This is a genomic window from Andreprevotia lacus DSM 23236, from assembly GCF_900176275.1.
GTDB lineage: Bacteria > Pseudomonadota > Gammaproteobacteria > Burkholderiales > Chitinibacteraceae > Andreprevotia > Andreprevotia lacus.
This window is the reverse complement of the sequence record NZ_FWXD01000001.1, coordinates 80,170-93,984: the sequence shown is the minus strand read 5'-3', so window position 1 is coordinate 93,984 and position 13,815 is coordinate 80,170. Positions and strand designations below refer to the sequence as shown.

At 63.2% G+C, this 13,815-nt stretch carries 12 protein-coding genes; 4 read left to right on the top strand and 8 right to left on the bottom strand.

What is annotated here, in order from left to right; genetic code table 11:
* Positions 1–184: 184 nt before the first annotated feature.
* From B9A19_RS00565 to B9A19_RS00555, 3 genes are read right to left on the bottom strand one after another with little or no spacing between them, the layout of a single operon-like run.
* On the bottom strand, positions 185–1,159 hold the full coding sequence (locus tag B9A19_RS00565) for an EF-hand domain-containing protein (RefSeq protein ID WP_139798572.1): 975 nt from the start codon (positions 1,157–1,159) through the stop codon (positions 185–187).
* A gap of 43 nt (positions 1,160–1,202) precedes the next feature.
* Positions 1,203–1,772 carry a LemA family protein gene (locus B9A19_RS00560; protein WP_084088595.1) on the bottom strand — a complete coding sequence of 190 codons (570 nt, stop codon included), beginning with the start codon at positions 1,770–1,772 and terminating at the stop codon, positions 1,203–1,205.
* A gap of 42 nt (positions 1,773–1,814) precedes the next feature.
* Positions 1,815–2,732, bottom strand: a complete 918-nt coding sequence (locus B9A19_RS00555; RefSeq protein WP_084088594.1) for a LysR family transcriptional regulator — start codon at positions 2,730–2,732, stop codon at positions 1,815–1,817.
* Between the two features lie 97 nt (positions 2,733–2,829).
* On the opposite strand from B9A19_RS00555, the gene B9A19_RS00550 reads away from it, so the two are divergent.
* Entirely contained in the window at positions 2,830–3,801 is a 972-nt protein-coding gene (locus B9A19_RS00550) for an SMP-30/gluconolactonase/LRE family protein (RefSeq protein WP_084088593.1), read from the top strand.
* Between the two features lie 133 nt (positions 3,802–3,934).
* On the opposite strand, the gene B9A19_RS00545 is transcribed toward B9A19_RS00550, so the two are convergent.
* Both B9A19_RS00545 and B9A19_RS00540 read right to left on the bottom strand, forming a co-directional pair.
* Positions 3,935–4,327 (bottom strand): YybH family protein, encoded by a 393-nt coding sequence (locus B9A19_RS00545; RefSeq protein ID WP_176216718.1) that lies wholly within the window; start codon positions 4,325–4,327, stop codon positions 3,935–3,937.
* A gap of 20 nt (positions 4,328–4,347) precedes the next feature.
* The gene (locus tag B9A19_RS00540) at positions 4,348–7,284 is read right to left on the bottom strand and encodes an HD domain-containing phosphohydrolase (protein WP_084088591.1); all 2,937 of its coding nucleotides are present in this window, start codon (positions 7,282–7,284) and stop codon (positions 4,348–4,350) included.
* 208 nt (positions 7,285–7,492) lie between these two features.
* Here B9A19_RS00540 and B9A19_RS00535 point away from each other — a divergent pair, with 208 nt between their 5' ends.
* The gene (locus B9A19_RS00535; RefSeq protein WP_084088823.1) at positions 7,493–8,695 is read left to right on the top strand and encodes an amino acid aminotransferase; all 1,203 of its coding nucleotides are present in this window, start codon (positions 7,493–7,495) and stop codon (positions 8,693–8,695) included.
* Positions 8,696–8,780: 85 nt separating this feature from the next.
* Here B9A19_RS00535 and B9A19_RS00530 read toward each other — a convergent pair whose 3' ends face one another.
* The 3 genes from B9A19_RS00530 to B9A19_RS00520 form a co-directional block, all read right to left on the bottom strand.
* A complete protein-coding gene (locus B9A19_RS00530) occupies positions 8,781–9,410 on the bottom strand; it encodes a hypothetical protein (protein ID WP_139798571.1) in 630 nt (209 codons plus the stop codon).
* A gap of 70 nt (positions 9,411–9,480) precedes the next feature.
* Positions 9,481–9,954, bottom strand: coding sequence for an LEA/WHy family protein (locus tag B9A19_RS00525; RefSeq protein ID WP_084088589.1), 474 nt, complete (start codon positions 9,952–9,954; stop codon positions 9,481–9,483).
* Positions 9,951–10,364, bottom strand: a complete 414-nt coding sequence (locus tag B9A19_RS00520) for an acyl-CoA thioesterase (RefSeq protein WP_084088822.1) — start codon at positions 10,362–10,364, stop codon at positions 9,951–9,953. The genes B9A19_RS00525 and B9A19_RS00520 overlap by 4 nt, the downstream gene beginning before the upstream one ends.
* A 108-nt stretch (positions 10,365–10,472) precedes the next feature.
* Between B9A19_RS00520 and B9A19_RS00515 the strand changes: the two genes are divergently transcribed.
* Positions 10,473–12,749, top strand: coding sequence for an AsmA family protein (locus tag B9A19_RS00515; RefSeq protein WP_084088588.1), 2,277 nt, complete (start codon positions 10,473–10,475; stop codon positions 12,747–12,749).
* Positions 12,746–13,783: an A/G-specific adenine glycosylase gene (gene mutY, locus B9A19_RS00510; RefSeq protein ID WP_084088587.1), complete on the top strand. Its 1,038-nt coding sequence runs from the start codon at positions 12,746–12,748 to the stop codon at positions 13,781–13,783. The genes B9A19_RS00515 and mutY overlap by 4 nt, the downstream gene beginning before the upstream one ends.
* Positions 13,784–13,815 lie beyond the last annotated feature (32 nt).

Below are 13,815 nucleotides of genomic sequence, written 5' to 3'. Positions count from 1 at the left end.
CAACCGGCATACAGAGAACAAGGCCCCTATTTTACGGCACTGCGCCGCGCCTGCTATGCCCACCCTGCCAATTATCTGTGGGCAATCGGCATCAGGTATCCGGCCAAACCGGGTGCTCCCCGGCGGTTGTAGACGAAACAGCGGCCTGGCCCGGTCATATCCTGACCGAATCGGGCACGCGCGTTCATGCCAGCCTCGGCACGCTCACATCGTGCACCTGCGCCGACTGATGCACCACGGGGCGGCGATGATGCTGGCGTGCCGCATCATGGTAAAACCACCACATGCCAAGCAGGATGGCAAAGGTACTGAGCAGGAACCATCTTGCAATCCGCCGATAGCGCTGCCCGAGCAAGGCCAGCTCGCGCGTGCTGACGATCAACGGCAAACCCGCCGGCTTGCCCAGTGTATGCGTGGCCTCGGCGGCGGCGGCGCGGATACGCTCGGTCTCTACCTCGCGCGCGGCAGCGGTCCGCGCCTGCTCCCACTCCTGCACATCGATCTCGCCATTGCCGTCGGCGTCAAAGCGCCGCAGCAGGTCTACCCGATCCGACTTCCAGTCGCTCAGTCGCTCGGAAACGGCGGCACGCACCGCCTGCGGCGAGTGACGATCCGGCAGCTCGCTGCTGAACCGGCCGAACGCGTGCAGCGCGGTGCGCTCCATGATGGCCCATTCCAGAAAACAGTCATCACCGCGTATGTGCTGCTCCGGCTCGGGCAGATCGAATTCGGCCTGCGCGGGGTCGATCAGGCATGCACCGCGTTCGTCGGCGATCAGGAAGGGTTCGGTGGTTTGCCAGCGGCGCACGATGCGCCATTGCCGGCGATTGTAGACATCCTTGCCCATCGCCCGGGCATGCACGCAGCGGAACCACACGCAGTCCACGCCGCTGGGCGTGCGCTGCAATTCGCCGTGCACGCGGGCACGCCCGGCAAGCACGGCCAGCCCCTGTGCGGTGGAGGCAATCGGGGATTCCGGCGTATTTTCCAGTGCACGCCGCCGGCCAAGGTAGCGCTGCCAGGCCAGGATGCTCAGCAATGCCGCAAGTGCCATCATGGCAAGCCGCCATGGCAGATAGGTCGTCAGCAAGCCCAGCAGCAGCAAGACCGCCTGCGCCAGAAAGACCGCGCCAACCTCGGTGAGCCTGTTACGGTTCATCTGCATGGCACGCTAGACCCGTGCGCCAGCAGGACAACCCGGCTCAAGATTTGAAAGCCTTGTCCAGATTGATGTCGCTCTTTTCCGGTGCAGCGAATTGCAGCAACAGCGCGGCACGAAAGCCGCATTGCCGCGCAATCACGATGTTGGGAAACTGGTCGATGCGCACGTTGTTGGCGTTGACTGCGTCGTTGTAGACCTCGCGCCGGTCGGCAATGCTGGTTTCCAGCTCGGTGATGCGGGCTGCCAGATGGGTGAACTGATCGCTGCTGCGCAGCTGTGGATAAGCCTCCACGGTGGCATACAGCGCGCTCAGGCCGGCGCGCAGCTCGCCTTCGGCCAGCCCCAGCGCGGCGATATTGCCGGTTTCACGCGCCCGCGCCACACCGGCACGCGCCTGCATGACGGCATCAAGCGTGGATGCCTCGAACTGCATGTAATGCCGGCAGACCTCGACCAGCTTGAGCAACTCGTCATGCCGCTGCTTGAGCAGCACGTCGATGTTGGCCCACGCACGGCTCACGCCATGCTTGAGCGATACCAGATTGTTGTAGATCGAGACCAGGTAGAGGAACACGACCAGCAGCAGGCATAGAAAAATCACCAGGGGCATACCAACTCCATAAAAGGCGCACAGTCGGCGCACCACCCAAGATTAGTCGACAAAATCATCGCCAGCCACCGCAGGCCGCCCGCCCAGATGCACCACCAGGAAGTCGATCAGGCTGCGCAACTTGGGCGTGGGCTGCAGATCGCGCGTGCGCAGCAGGTAGATGGTGCGCGCGGGCAAGGCCCAGTCGGGCAACAGGTGCACTAGCCGCCCGCTGGCAATATCGTCCTCCAGCAGCACGTCGGCCTGCACGACGATGCCCATGCCGGCCAGTGCCGCCGCACGCAGCGCCTGGCCGTTGTTGGTGCGCATGCGCCCCTGCACCGGGATGTGGGCCGTCTCCTCGCCACGGCTGAAACGCCATACCGGCTCGCGCCCCCAGGCCATGAAGCCGAGGCAATCATGCTCCACCAGTTCGGCGGGGTGTTGTGGCGTGCCGTGCCGTTGCAGATAGGCCGGGCTGGCAACGGCCAGCATGGTGGACTGGTGCAGCGCACGCGCCACCAGCGGGCCGGCATCAATCTCGCCCGAGCGTATCGCCAGCTCGAAGCCCTGCTCGACCAGATCGGCCACCTGATCACTCAGCACCAGCTCCACCTTCACCTGCGGATGGCGCGCCATATACGCGCCCAGCACCGGCACCAGCTTGTGCGCGCCATAGGTCACCGGCGCGGTCATGCGCACCGTGCCCTGCGGCTCGGCCCGCAGCGTATCGCCGACGCGATCCGCCATCGCCACGCTGGCCAGCACATCGCGGCAGCGCGCCAGATACAGCTGGCCCACCTCGGTCAGATGATGGCGGCGCGTGGTACGCACGATGAGCTTTGCGCCCAGCTCGCTCTCCAGTGCACGCACATGATTGGCAATCATGGTGGTGGACAGGCCAAAACCATCGGCCACGGCGGCAAAGCTGCCCTTCTCGGCCACCTGCACGAACACGGCCATGCTGGTTAATTTATCCATTCAAAACCCTTGCTTCCGATTCTTTCAAGCCAGTGCCACTTTATCAAAGCAGGGTGATGAAAAGAAACTGGTGGCTCCTTGCTTGTGGAGCACTGTCATGCGTATCCCTTCTGTTGTTTTCACCTTGCTGACCCTGCTGTCGGCACGGCCGCTGCTGGCCGCTGCGCCGCTGCCCTTGCCGGAGGACTGGTATCCGGAAAGCGTCGCCGCAGCCAGCGATGGCACGCTCTATGTCGGCAGCTGGCGCCAGGGTGCCGTTGCCCGCCTGCGCCCCGGCAGCGATACACCGGAAATCCTGGTCCCGCCCGGCAGCAACGGTCTGGCCAATGCGCAAGGCGTGCTGGTCGACGAAACCGGCCACAGCCTGTGGGTGTGCTCGGGCAATATGGGGTTTACCACCGTGCCGCAGACACCCAGTGCGCTCAAGCGCTACGACCTTGCCAGCGGCAAGCCGCTGGCGAGCTACCCCTTGCCGGACAACGGCTACTGCAACGACCTGGCCCAGGACAGCGCCGGCAACCTGTATGTGAGCGACTCGAAAAACCCGCGCATCCTGCGCTTGGGTAAGGGTGCCGATGAATTGACCATCTGGTGGCACGACGCAGCCTATCCCGCCGGCAAGGAGGGCTTTTACCTGAACGGCATCACGCTGGAAGACGACCGCACGCTTTACTTCAGCGCCGTCACAGCCGAAGCAGCGCTGTGGCGGCTGAGCATCAAGGCTGATGGCCAGCCCGGCCCGCTGGACAAAATCGCCGTCGACCGTGCTTTGAAGAATGCCGATGCCATCCGCAGCGCCGGCCCCAAGCGGCTGGTGGTGTTCGAAAGCAATGCCTTCGGTAACGACGGCCCGTATGGTGGCCAGATCAGCAGCGTGCGCATCAACGGCACCCAAGCCAGCACGACCACGCTGGTGGCAGGGCTGAACGACCCGTCATCCGGCGCAATGGTAGGCAACAGGATTGCCTTCATCGAATCGAAATACGGGCTGCTGATCCAGCGCACGCTGGCCAAGCAGACGGTACCGCTGCATGTGCCATTCGATGTGCAATACGTGCCGCTGCCGTGAGCTGCGGCAAGTGCGAGCGCACGGGGCAACGCGGAGGCACGCCGCCGCCCCCTAAAACCAGCCAGTAGCCCGTGTCATGCGGGTCCGGGCTGCAGGTTGGCCCGCCGCAATGCCCAACGGATACCCAAGGCGCTCAAACCTGCGGTACGGCCACCAGCATGTTGGCGTCGCGGCTCAGCAGCCAGCGACCGTCACGGCGCTCGAACAGGGTCAGCGTGTGGCCGGCGCGCTGCCTGGGATCACCCCCGGCCCGCGGCGTTGCGGTAACCACGAGCGTGGCCCAGCAGCTGGCATGGTCACCCAGGATGCGCACCTCCTCGACCTGCACGCTGTAGTCGATGGAAAACTGCGCAATGGCAATGCGGAACGCATCGGCAAATGCAGCCGCACCGCGCATCGGCGCCTGGCCGGGTTGCAGGAACAGCGCGTCTTCGGCGCACATGGCCCGCAAGGCATCCACGTCGCCGGCCAGCGTCGCACTGCGCCAGCGGGCCAGAAAATCATGTATCTGCTGCTCGTCGTTCATGACCATCTCCCGCCCGCGCGTCAGGCAGCCGTCGGCAACTCGGCCAGCAGGGCGGCCTCGTCCACCTCATCCAGTTGTTGCGGCTGCATATATCGTTCAGCGTATTCCAGATACACCCGTCCTTGCACAAAAAGGCGGAACAAGTCCGGATCAACGTGTGCCCCCTTGGCCATGCCCACCATGATTTTCAGCGATTCGGACAAGGTCTTTCCCTTCTTGTACGGCCGGTCGATGGCCGTCAGCGCCTCGAAAATGTCGGCAATCGCCATCATGCGGGCGGCAATGCTCATCTCGTCCCGCGTCAGCCGTTTCGGATAGCCGCTGCCATCCATTTTCTCGTGGTGGCCGCCGGCGATTTCGGGCACGCGCCGCAGGTGGCGCGGGAACGGCAGCTTGTTGAGCATGACGATGGTCTGCACGATGTGCTCGTTGATCTTGTAACGTTCTTCCTCACTCAGGGTGCCGCGCGCCACGCTCAGGTTGTAAATCTCGCCCCGGTTGTACAGATGCTCGGGCACTTTCATATCAAAGCCGTGCCCCTGCGGCAGCTGGTCGCGCGCGCCGCGCGCAAAGACATGATCGATGCGATCAGCCAGCAAAGGCTCCACGGCCGGCAGCTCCGGCTCGGGCTGTTGCGCCTTGCGTTCGGCTTCTTCGTGCGAGATGCCGATGCGGTCGGACAAGGTGCGCCGCCAAGTCAGCGCGGCAATGTCCTTCAAGCGACTGATTTTTTCCGGCGCCATGAATTCGCCGCCGACATTGCACTCGGCAATGAAGGCAAAATCCTCATCCAGCTGCCGCAGCTCCTCCTCCAGCATGCTCTTGAGCCGTGCCGGATCGCCGCCGGCCACCACGGCATGCCAGTAATCGATTTCGGCATCGCGCTTGAGCACTTCGAAGCGCATGCGTACCTCGTGGATGCGGTCGTACAGCGTTTCCAGCTTGGTGGCCTTGTCCACCACGTATTCCGGCGTGGTGACCTTGCCGCAATCGTGCAGCCAGGCGGCGATGTGCAGCTCCTCCCACTCATCCGGGCCGAGGTTAAAATCGGCATACGGGCCTTCTACCTGCCGCTCGGCCGCGCGTGCCAGCATCTTGGTCAGCTCGGGCACGCGCTGGCAATGGCCGCCGGTATACGGGCTCTTGGCATCGATGGCACCGGCAATCAACTGGATGAACGATTCGAGCAGCATTTTCTGTTCCATGATCAAGCGCTGCGTCTCGATGGCCACCGCCGCCGTGCCCGATACCGCCTCGACCAGCGCGACCAGCGCCTCGTCGGCACGCTGGCGCCGGTCATCCTGCAACAACAGCAGCATGCCAATGCATTCGTCCTGCTGGTTCTTCAGCGGCACGGTCAGTACATTGAGCGGGTAGTCGAATTCCGCCATGCCACCAAACAGCAGACCCAGCGCCAGTGCATCCAGCAGGGTATTGTCCACCCGCCCCTCACGATAGCTGCGCCACGCCGGATGCTCGACATCGTCTGCGCTCAATTGCGGCAGATGCAGTTCATCCGCCAGCGCCTCATCATGCCAGAGCGCCTGCGCGGGCTTGAGCGTGCCATCCGTTTCCAGCAGGTAGATGACGCCACCTTCGGCCTGCGCGATATCGGCGGTTTCCTGCAACAAGCGGGCAAGCAGCGAATCGAACTGCCGCTCGCTGGCGAGCGCGTTGCCGATATCCAGAAAGTTCTGGATCGTCGCCTTCATCTTGCCCATGGCCTGAGCCAGCTCATCGATCTCGAAAATGCGCGAACGAACCCGCAACGGACTGCCAAAGCGCAGCGCCTGGATTTCGCGCGCCTCGGCGACCAGCGCCCGGATGGGGCTGGAAGCCAGGCGCGACAGCCACAGTGCGATCAGCATCGACGCAGCAACCAGCACCGCCGTGATCAGCATGGAACGACTGCGCAGAACCAGAGCGTCGTTGAGCAGTTCATCCTGCGGGGCTGCAATTGCCAGGTGCACCGGCTTGCCGCCGGGCATCGGAATGGCGGCGAGCCAGCCACGCCATTCCCGGTCGCCCACCGTGAATTCGGCGCCATTGCGCGCCCGGCCGTCCAGCTGCACCAGTGCGGTCAGGGCCGGAATGGCCAGATCATTGACCTTGGCCAGCTGGATCACGCCGTCACTTTGCTGATGCACCAGCCGCGCAGCGTCCTTGTAAGCAATGACGTCATTCGAGCCGCCGACCAGGGCCAGCTCCGCGCTGGGCGTCACTTCCTGGCTGGATAGCAGGTTGCTCAATTCGGCCAGCGTGATGTCTGCCGCGACAACAGCATCGCCGTTTTCGGCCGGGCGGGCAAAAGTGGTCCCCACCTCCTTGCTGCTGAAAAACAGATAAGGCTCTGTCACATACAAAGCCCCACGCCGTGTTGCTTCCTGATACCAGGGGCGGCCACGCGGATCGAACTGATAATCGGATTGAGGGCTGTCACGCATCAATTGCAGCTTGTCGTCGAAAAACAGATAGCGCCCCTCGGTGCCACCCTCATGCCGCTCCACGCTCTGCACCATGAACACGCTGCCCGCCGGCGCATCAAACCGCTGCATCAGCAGAGGAGAGCGATCAATGCGCCGCACCAGGAAAAAATCGCCGCTCTCATAACCGACATAAACCGATGACAAGCCGAAATCACCACGCAACGCCTCAACAAAATAAGGCAGGCTCTGCAAACGTTCGCGCAATGACCCGGCAAACATCACCTGCTGATGAGCCAGCAAATCAACCGCCAGCTTGGTCGGTTCGTAGCGCGACTGTATGGTTTGCACCGTATGCGCGCCGATTCGGGCAAACAGGGTCTCCGAGGCCGACAGCAACATGCGGCTGGTTTGTCGGTACTGATAAGTAATGTTGACCAGCGCAAAGACCGCAATGAGCGCAACGAAGAGCGTGGATATGTGAATGTGCAGTGGATAACGTGCATCCAGACGTTTTTTTTCAGCCGGGCTCATGGAACACTCTGTCCTGATCGTTGTTCTGCTTATTCACGGATTACCAGCACCCCAAGCATCTTTACCACAATAGGCCGTCTGGCCGGCTGCTGCCGGCTGTTATCGGCGTGCGCCGTTGCCCATGTTAGAATCCTGCGGTTACGATTTTCCGATGACCGGCCGCTGCGTGGATCGCACGGCCGCATTGCCACGCATGGAGAGCAGCAGCATGAGCAACTCGATTTTTGCCGCCGTCGAACTGGCGCCGCGCGACCCGATCCTGGGCCTGAACGAAGCCTTCAACGCCGATACCCGTGAAACCAAGGTGAATCTGGGCGTGGGCGTGTACTACGACGACAACGGCAAGATCCCGCTGCTGGCTGCAGTCAAGGCTGCCGAACAGGCCCGCCTGCAACAACAACCGCCGCGCGGCTACCAGCCGATCGAAGGTCTGGGTGCCTATAACACCGCTGTACAGAACCTGCTGTTCGGCGCCGGCTCCGAGCTGACCGCGGCCGGCCGCGTGATCACGGCAGAAGCCCTGGGCGGCACCGGTGCACTGAAAATCGGCGCGGACTTCCTCAAGCGCCTGAACGCGGAATCCAAGGTCTACATCAGCGACCCGAGCTGGGAAAACCACCGTGCGCTGTTCGAATCGGCCGGCTTCACCGTTGAAAACTATCCGTACTACGACGCCGGCACCCGTGGCGTGAACTTCGCAGCCATGAAGGCTGCGCTGCTGTCGTATGCACCGGGCTCGGTCATCGTACTGCACGCCTGCTGCCACAACCCGACCGGCGCCGACCTGTCCGATGCGCAATGGGCCGAAGTGGTCGAAGCCTGCCGCGAGCGCGGTCTGGTGCCGTTCCTCGACATGGCTTATCAGGGCTTTGCCGACGGCATCGAGCCGGATGCGGTAGCCGTGCGCCTGTTCTCGGCCTCGGGCCTGCAGTTCTTCGTCTCCAGCTCGTTCTCCAAGAGCTTCTCGCTGTATGGCGAACGCGTGGGTGCACTGTCCATCGTCACCGCCAACAAGGACGAATCGACCCGCGTGCTGAGCCAGCTCAAGCGCGTGATCCGCACCAACTACTCCAACCCGCCGATCCACGGTGGCGCGGTGGTCGCTGCCGTGCTGTCCAGCCCGGAACTGCGTCAGCAGTGGGAAGACGAGCTGGCCGGCATGCGTGACCGCATCCGCGCCATGCGCACCGGCCTCGTCGAAGCCATCAAGGCTGAAGGCGTGACGCAGGACTTCAGCTTCGTGATCGCCCAGCGCGGCATGTTCTCCTACACCGGCCTGACCGCTGCGCAAGTGGAAACACTGAAGAACGACTTCGGCATCTACGCCGTGTCGACCGGCCGTATCTGCCTGGCTGCGCTCAACAGCAAGAACATCGGCTACGTCGCTGCGTCGATCGCCAAGGTGCTGTAATCGGCCAGCCAGCCATTTGGCTGGCGACCCAACAAAAAACCCCGAACATGATCGGGGTTTTTTGTTGGCTGGCGCCAGCGGCGGGTCAGTGCTCGCCGTGCGCCTTTTCAACCGGCTTCTCGGCCGGCTTTTCAGCCGGCGCCTTGGTGGCACCCTTGGCCGCTTCGCCCTTGCCTTCCACTGGTGGCTTGGACACCCCGAGACAATCTTTCCAGTCTGCACCCTTCTGGCCGGTGCTCAACACGCAGTCGCCCTTCTTGGCGAATTTGGCCGTGCCACCCGCCTCAGCATTGCCGGCTGCGGGTGCTGCTGTGCTGCCCTGCTCGCCATGCGCAGCGGGGGCGGGGGCAGCCTCGTGCTTGCCACCGCGCTCGGCATTTTGCTGTGCCTCGTCCACCTTCAGCTCCAGCTCGTGAATTTCATCGCGCTTGGCCTTGAGCTCCTCGCGCATCTTCTCCACGCGCTCTTCGGCTTCGGTACGCTGGGTCACCGATTCGGCCAGTGCAGCCTTGAGTTTATCAATCTGCGTGACATAACCCTTGCGCTCGAACTGGCGCTTGGCCATGCCGATGCCGATGCCGATGCAAAGGAACAACACGACGCCCAGCACGCCTCCGCCAATGGCAAGTGGCAGCGCCATGCGCTTGAGCTTGGATTCGGACGAAGCAGGAGCAGCGGCTGGTGCAGGCGCGGATGCGGTCGGTTCGGCGGACATGGGCTCGGCAGGAGAAAGTGGAGAGCCCTAAGCTTAACCAATTAACGTGTATCTGCGCACGGTATCAGTGTCAGAACCTGGCGCCGGGCACCAACTGTTCGAACAAACCCTGCAAGGCAGGCAACTCGCCCTCGTATTCAAACGGTACGCCATCGGCGCGTTGCGGCAGGAACAGGCGGCCACTCAGCTTGTAGCTGCCCTGCGCCTGCATGGAGCGCCACGCCTTGAGCAGCGACGCCAGGTCTGCAGTCACCTCCACCGGCAAGGTAGCCTCGCCCAATGCCGGCAAAGTCACCCGCTCGTGCGATACGCCTTGCGCCAGCGGCTTGTCGGCAATGCTCAGGGTGGTATCCAGCCCATCGATGGGGATGGCAATCTTGTTCGGGTTCTGCACGCGCAAGGTAAGTACGAAACGCTGCTGCAGCAGGCCCACATCCTTGAGCTGGATATCGGCAATCGCCACACGCGGCTTCTCGAAATGGGTGGGCACGCTGGCGCAAGCGGCCAGCCACAGGCACAACAACACCATCAGGATGCGTTTCATGCTTGTGCTCCACGCAGGGCGCCCAGGCGCTGGGCCAGTTCACCGTCTATGGTCAACGCACCGATGGTATCGGGGTGCACCACGGCAAAGGTTACGTCGGCCTCGGCCACCAGCTTGCCGTTATCGGCGCGCACGATGCGCTGCGCGACCACAGCCGCCTTTTCTTCAATGCGATCCAGCTGCGTTTCGATCACCAGCACGTCGCCCATGGTGGCCGGGCGCTTGTAGCGGATATCGATGCGCGTCACCACCAGCGCCAGCTGCTGCTGCATGAACCAGCCGATGTCGCTGGTGGTCTCTAGCAAGCCCCACCGTGCCTCTTCCAGAAACTCCAGATAGCGTGCATTGTTGACGTGGCCATAGAGGTCGAGGTGGTAGCCCCGCACCTTGATTTCGGTTTTATGCAGCATTTGCGGTGCCATCGGTCAGGAAACCGACAAATATTAGCACTTTGAATTCTGGCGGGTCTTGGTGATAATCGCCCGCATTCCCTGCTGGCCCGACAACATTCAAACCCAATGGACCTGCGCCACTCTCGCCCGTTTCGTATCTGCCTGCTGCTGGTTGCCATGCTGGCCGCCATTGCCGGCATCGGGCCCTATTTCTTTGAAGCCGACTGGGCGCGCGACCTGCTGACCACGCAGCTCAAGCGCGATACCGGCCGCACGCTGGCCATACGCGGCCAGACCCGCGTGGTGCTGCTGCCGCGCCCGGCCGTGCTGCTGACCGACGTTACGCTGTCCGAGCCGGATCATCCCGATATCTTTGCCAAGACCGACAGCGTGAAAGTCACGCTGGGCATGTGGCCGCTGCTGTCCGGCCGTTTCGCCATCGAGGCCATCGACTTTGAAAAGCCGCAAATGCTGGTCGAGCACCGCAGCGATGGCAGCTACAACTTTGAAGACCTGCTGCAAAAACACCAGCCGGGCAACAAGCTGCAGTTCGACCTGAACCGGCTGCGCTTTCACGAGGCACGCTTTGACTACCGCGATGCCTTCCTGGGTGAAAGCGCCCGGCTCGGCCCGCTCGACTTCACCATGGACAACCTGGCCGACCCCAAGAACGGCAGCCTGGATGTAGACGGCAAGGTGATGATCGGCCCGGAAAAATCGCCGCTGTGGCAGGGCCGCATCAAGGCCGGTGCAGCGATGCGCTATCACCAGAACCAGCGCAACCTGCTGGTGAATGATCTGCTGGTGACGCTGACGCAGGATGGCGATAGCCGACCCGGCGTCAACGTGCACGGTGTCGAGGTGCAGATTGCCGGCAATCTGGTTTATGGCTGGCAACCGCTGCGGCTGACCGGGGGCGAGCTCAAGCTCACCGGCAAGGGCACGCGTGCCGACCAGCAATGGCAGGGCGAGCTGAACGTGCCGGAAATCAAGCTGACCGAAAACCAGCTCGGCCTGTATCAGCTCAAGCTCGGCCTGACCATGCAAAGCCAGGGCGTGCGTTTCAATACCGGCATTGCCATCCCGTCGCTGACCGCCACGCAGCAGGGCACCATGCATGCCGACGACGCCATCCTCAACGTCTATCTGAAATCGCCCAAGCAAACGCTGTCGCTCGATTTCAAAAGCCCGCTGGAACTGCACGGTGGCACCGTGGCCCGCCTGCCGGGCTACAAGCTCACCGGCCAGTACAGCAACACGGCACTGCCGCGCGGCGCCATCCCGCTGACCCTCTCCGGCGACGCCATGCTGGACCTGCGCAACGAATCGCTGCAGGTGGGCAGCCATGGCAATTTCGACCAGGCACCGCTCACGTCGCACTTCGACCTCGACGACTTCGTGAAGCCGCGTTACCGCTTCCAGTTCGATCTGGCCAAGCTCGACCTCAGCCCCTATCTGCCCGTAGTTGCCGAGGGGGCCAAGGCGGTCAACATCGACGCCCCGCTTGATCTGGGCTTGCTCGACACGCTGAATGCAGAAGGCGAGCTGCGCATCGGCGAGCTGGTGCTGCAAAAGCTGCATATCGACAAACTGTCGATGAAGCTGGTGGCCGCCGACAAGAAACTCACGCTGAACCCGCTGTCGGCCACGCTGTACGAGGGCCAGCTGGACGGCAAGCTGGAGCTGGATGCCAGCGGCAAGAAGCCGGCCTGGCGCATCACGCAAAAGCTGTCGGACATGAACGTGAATACCCTGCTGGCCGACGTGCTCGATACCAGCCGCTTTGAAGGTCGCGGTCATCTGGACCTCGACATTGCCGCCACTGGCGACAAGCTGTCCGACCTCAAGCGCACGGCCGGCGGCGATGTGCGCGTGCTGCTGAACAAGGGGGCGATCCGCGGCATCGACATCGAAGCGCTGCTGCGCGCAGCCAGCCAGCAGCTCAAGGCCATGCAGGGTGATGGCGCTGCACCCAGCTTCAATCTGGATGCGCGTACGCGCTTCTCGGAGCTCAAGGCCACCATGCAGCTCAAGCATGGCGTGGCGACCAACAACGATCTGGCCGTGACCGCCGGCGTGCTGCAGCTCAAGGGCGGCGGCGTGCTCGATCTGGCCAATGGCAGCATCGACTACAAGCTGGCCGCCAATGCCAACCCCAAGGTGCCCGAGCTGCAAGGGCTGCTGGGGCTGGTGCTGCCAATCCAGCTTGGCGGTACCCTGGCCACACCGGAATACAAGATCGACTACGCCAGTCTGAAAGACCAGATCATCGCGCGGCAAAAAGCCGAGCAGACCAAGGCCAGCACACCAGCCAAGGCGGCCCCCAGGGCGCCTGCCAAAACCGGCAAGGCCCCGGCAGCCAAAGCGGCCACCAGGCCAGCCGCAAAGCACAAGAAATCATGAGCGATTTTTCCCGCCGCCTGCTGGGCTGGCAGGCCGAATGCGGCCGGCACGATCTGCCCTGGCAGGTGAGCGACCCGTACCGCGTCTGGCTGTCCGAAATCATGCTGCAGCAGACCCAGGTCACCACCGTCATTCCGTATTACGAGCGCTTTCTGCAGCGCTTTCCCACTGTTGCCGATCTGGCCGCCGCCACGCAAGACGACGTGCTGGCGCACTGGAGCGGGCTGGGTTACTACAGCCGGGCGCGCAACCTGCACGCCGCCGCGCAGATGGTGATGGGCCATTTTGGCGGCACCTTTCCACGCACACCGGCCGAGATTGCCGAGCTGCCCGGCGTAGGGCGCTCGACCGCTGCGGCGATTGCTGCTTTCTCCTTCAACACCCGCAGCGCCATCCTCGACGGCAACGTGAAACGCGTGCTGGCCCGCTGGGCCGGCATCGAGGGTTTTCCGGGCGAAAAGGCGATAGAAAACCGCCTGTGGGCACTGGCCGAATCGCTACTGCCGCCCAACGCGGCCGACATGCCGGCTTACACGCAGGCGCAAATGGATCTTGGTGCCACCGTCTGCACCCCGCGCAAACCGGCCTGTTTGACCTGTCCGCTGGCAGATGATTGTCGTGCCAAAGCAGAAGGCTGCCAGCTTGAGCTGCCCACGCCCAAACCGAAAAAAGCCATCCCGGAGCGGCACACCACCATGCTGCTGATCCGCGATGCCCAAGGCCGACTGCTGCTGGAAAAACGCCCGCCCACCGGCATATGGGGCGGGCTGTGGTGCCTGCCGGAAAGCACGTCTACGCTGCAGGCCACTGCGCGCTGCCAGCAACTGGGCCTGGCGGTCGAGCTCGACCCCGCCCTGCCCGACTTCGTACACGTCTTTACCCACTTCCGCCTGACCATCACGCCGCAGCCGGCAACAGTGAGCGGCGCAACGCATGCAGTGCATGACGATGCGCTGCGCTGGTTCAGCACCGCAGATGCACTGGCGGCAGGTATACCCACACCGCTACGCAAGCTGTTGACCGCGCAGACATGAAAAACGGGCCGTATGGCCCGTTTTGTCCAGTG

Excerpts from the sequence above, each read along its gene's own strand:
- B9A19_RS00520 (WP_084088822.1), bottom strand. The coding sequence starts at position 10,364 with ATGCTGCATAAAACCGAAATCAAGGTGCGGGGCTACCACCTCGACCTC.
- mutY (WP_084088587.1), top strand. The coding sequence starts at position 12,746 with ATGAGCGATTTTTCCCGCCGCCTGCTGGGCTGGCAGGCCGAATGCGGC.
- B9A19_RS00530 (WP_139798571.1), bottom strand. The coding sequence starts at position 9,410 with ATGTCCGCCGAACCGACCGCATCCGCGCCTGCACCAGCCGCTGCTCCT.
- B9A19_RS00515 (WP_084088588.1), top strand. The coding sequence starts at position 10,473 with ATGGACCTGCGCCACTCTCGCCCGTTTCGTATCTGCCTGCTGCTGGTT.
- B9A19_RS00540 (WP_084088591.1), bottom strand. The coding sequence starts at position 7,284 with ATGAGCCCGGCTGAAAAAAAACGTCTGGATGCACGTTATCCACTGCAC.
- B9A19_RS00535 (WP_084088823.1), top strand. The coding sequence starts at position 7,493 with ATGAGCAACTCGATTTTTGCCGCCGTCGAACTGGCGCCGCGCGACCCG.
- B9A19_RS00550 (WP_084088593.1), top strand. The coding sequence starts at position 2,830 with ATGCGTATCCCTTCTGTTGTTTTCACCTTGCTGACCCTGCTGTCGGCA.
- B9A19_RS00525 (WP_084088589.1), bottom strand. The coding sequence starts at position 9,954 with ATGAAACGCATCCTGATGGTGTTGTTGTGCCTGTGGCTGGCCGCTTGC.
- B9A19_RS00555 (WP_084088594.1), bottom strand. The coding sequence starts at position 2,732 with ATGGATAAATTAACCAGCATGGCCGTGTTCGTGCAGGTGGCCGAGAAG.
- B9A19_RS00560 (WP_084088595.1), bottom strand. The coding sequence starts at position 1,772 with ATGCCCCTGGTGATTTTTCTATGCCTGCTGCTGGTCGTGTTCCTCTAC.
- B9A19_RS00565 (WP_139798572.1), bottom strand. The coding sequence starts at position 1,159 with ATGAACCGTAACAGGCTCACCGAGGTTGGCGCGGTCTTTCTGGCGCAG.
- B9A19_RS00545 (WP_176216718.1), bottom strand. The coding sequence starts at position 4,327 with ATGAACGACGAGCAGCAGATACATGATTTTCTGGCCCGCTGGCGCAGT.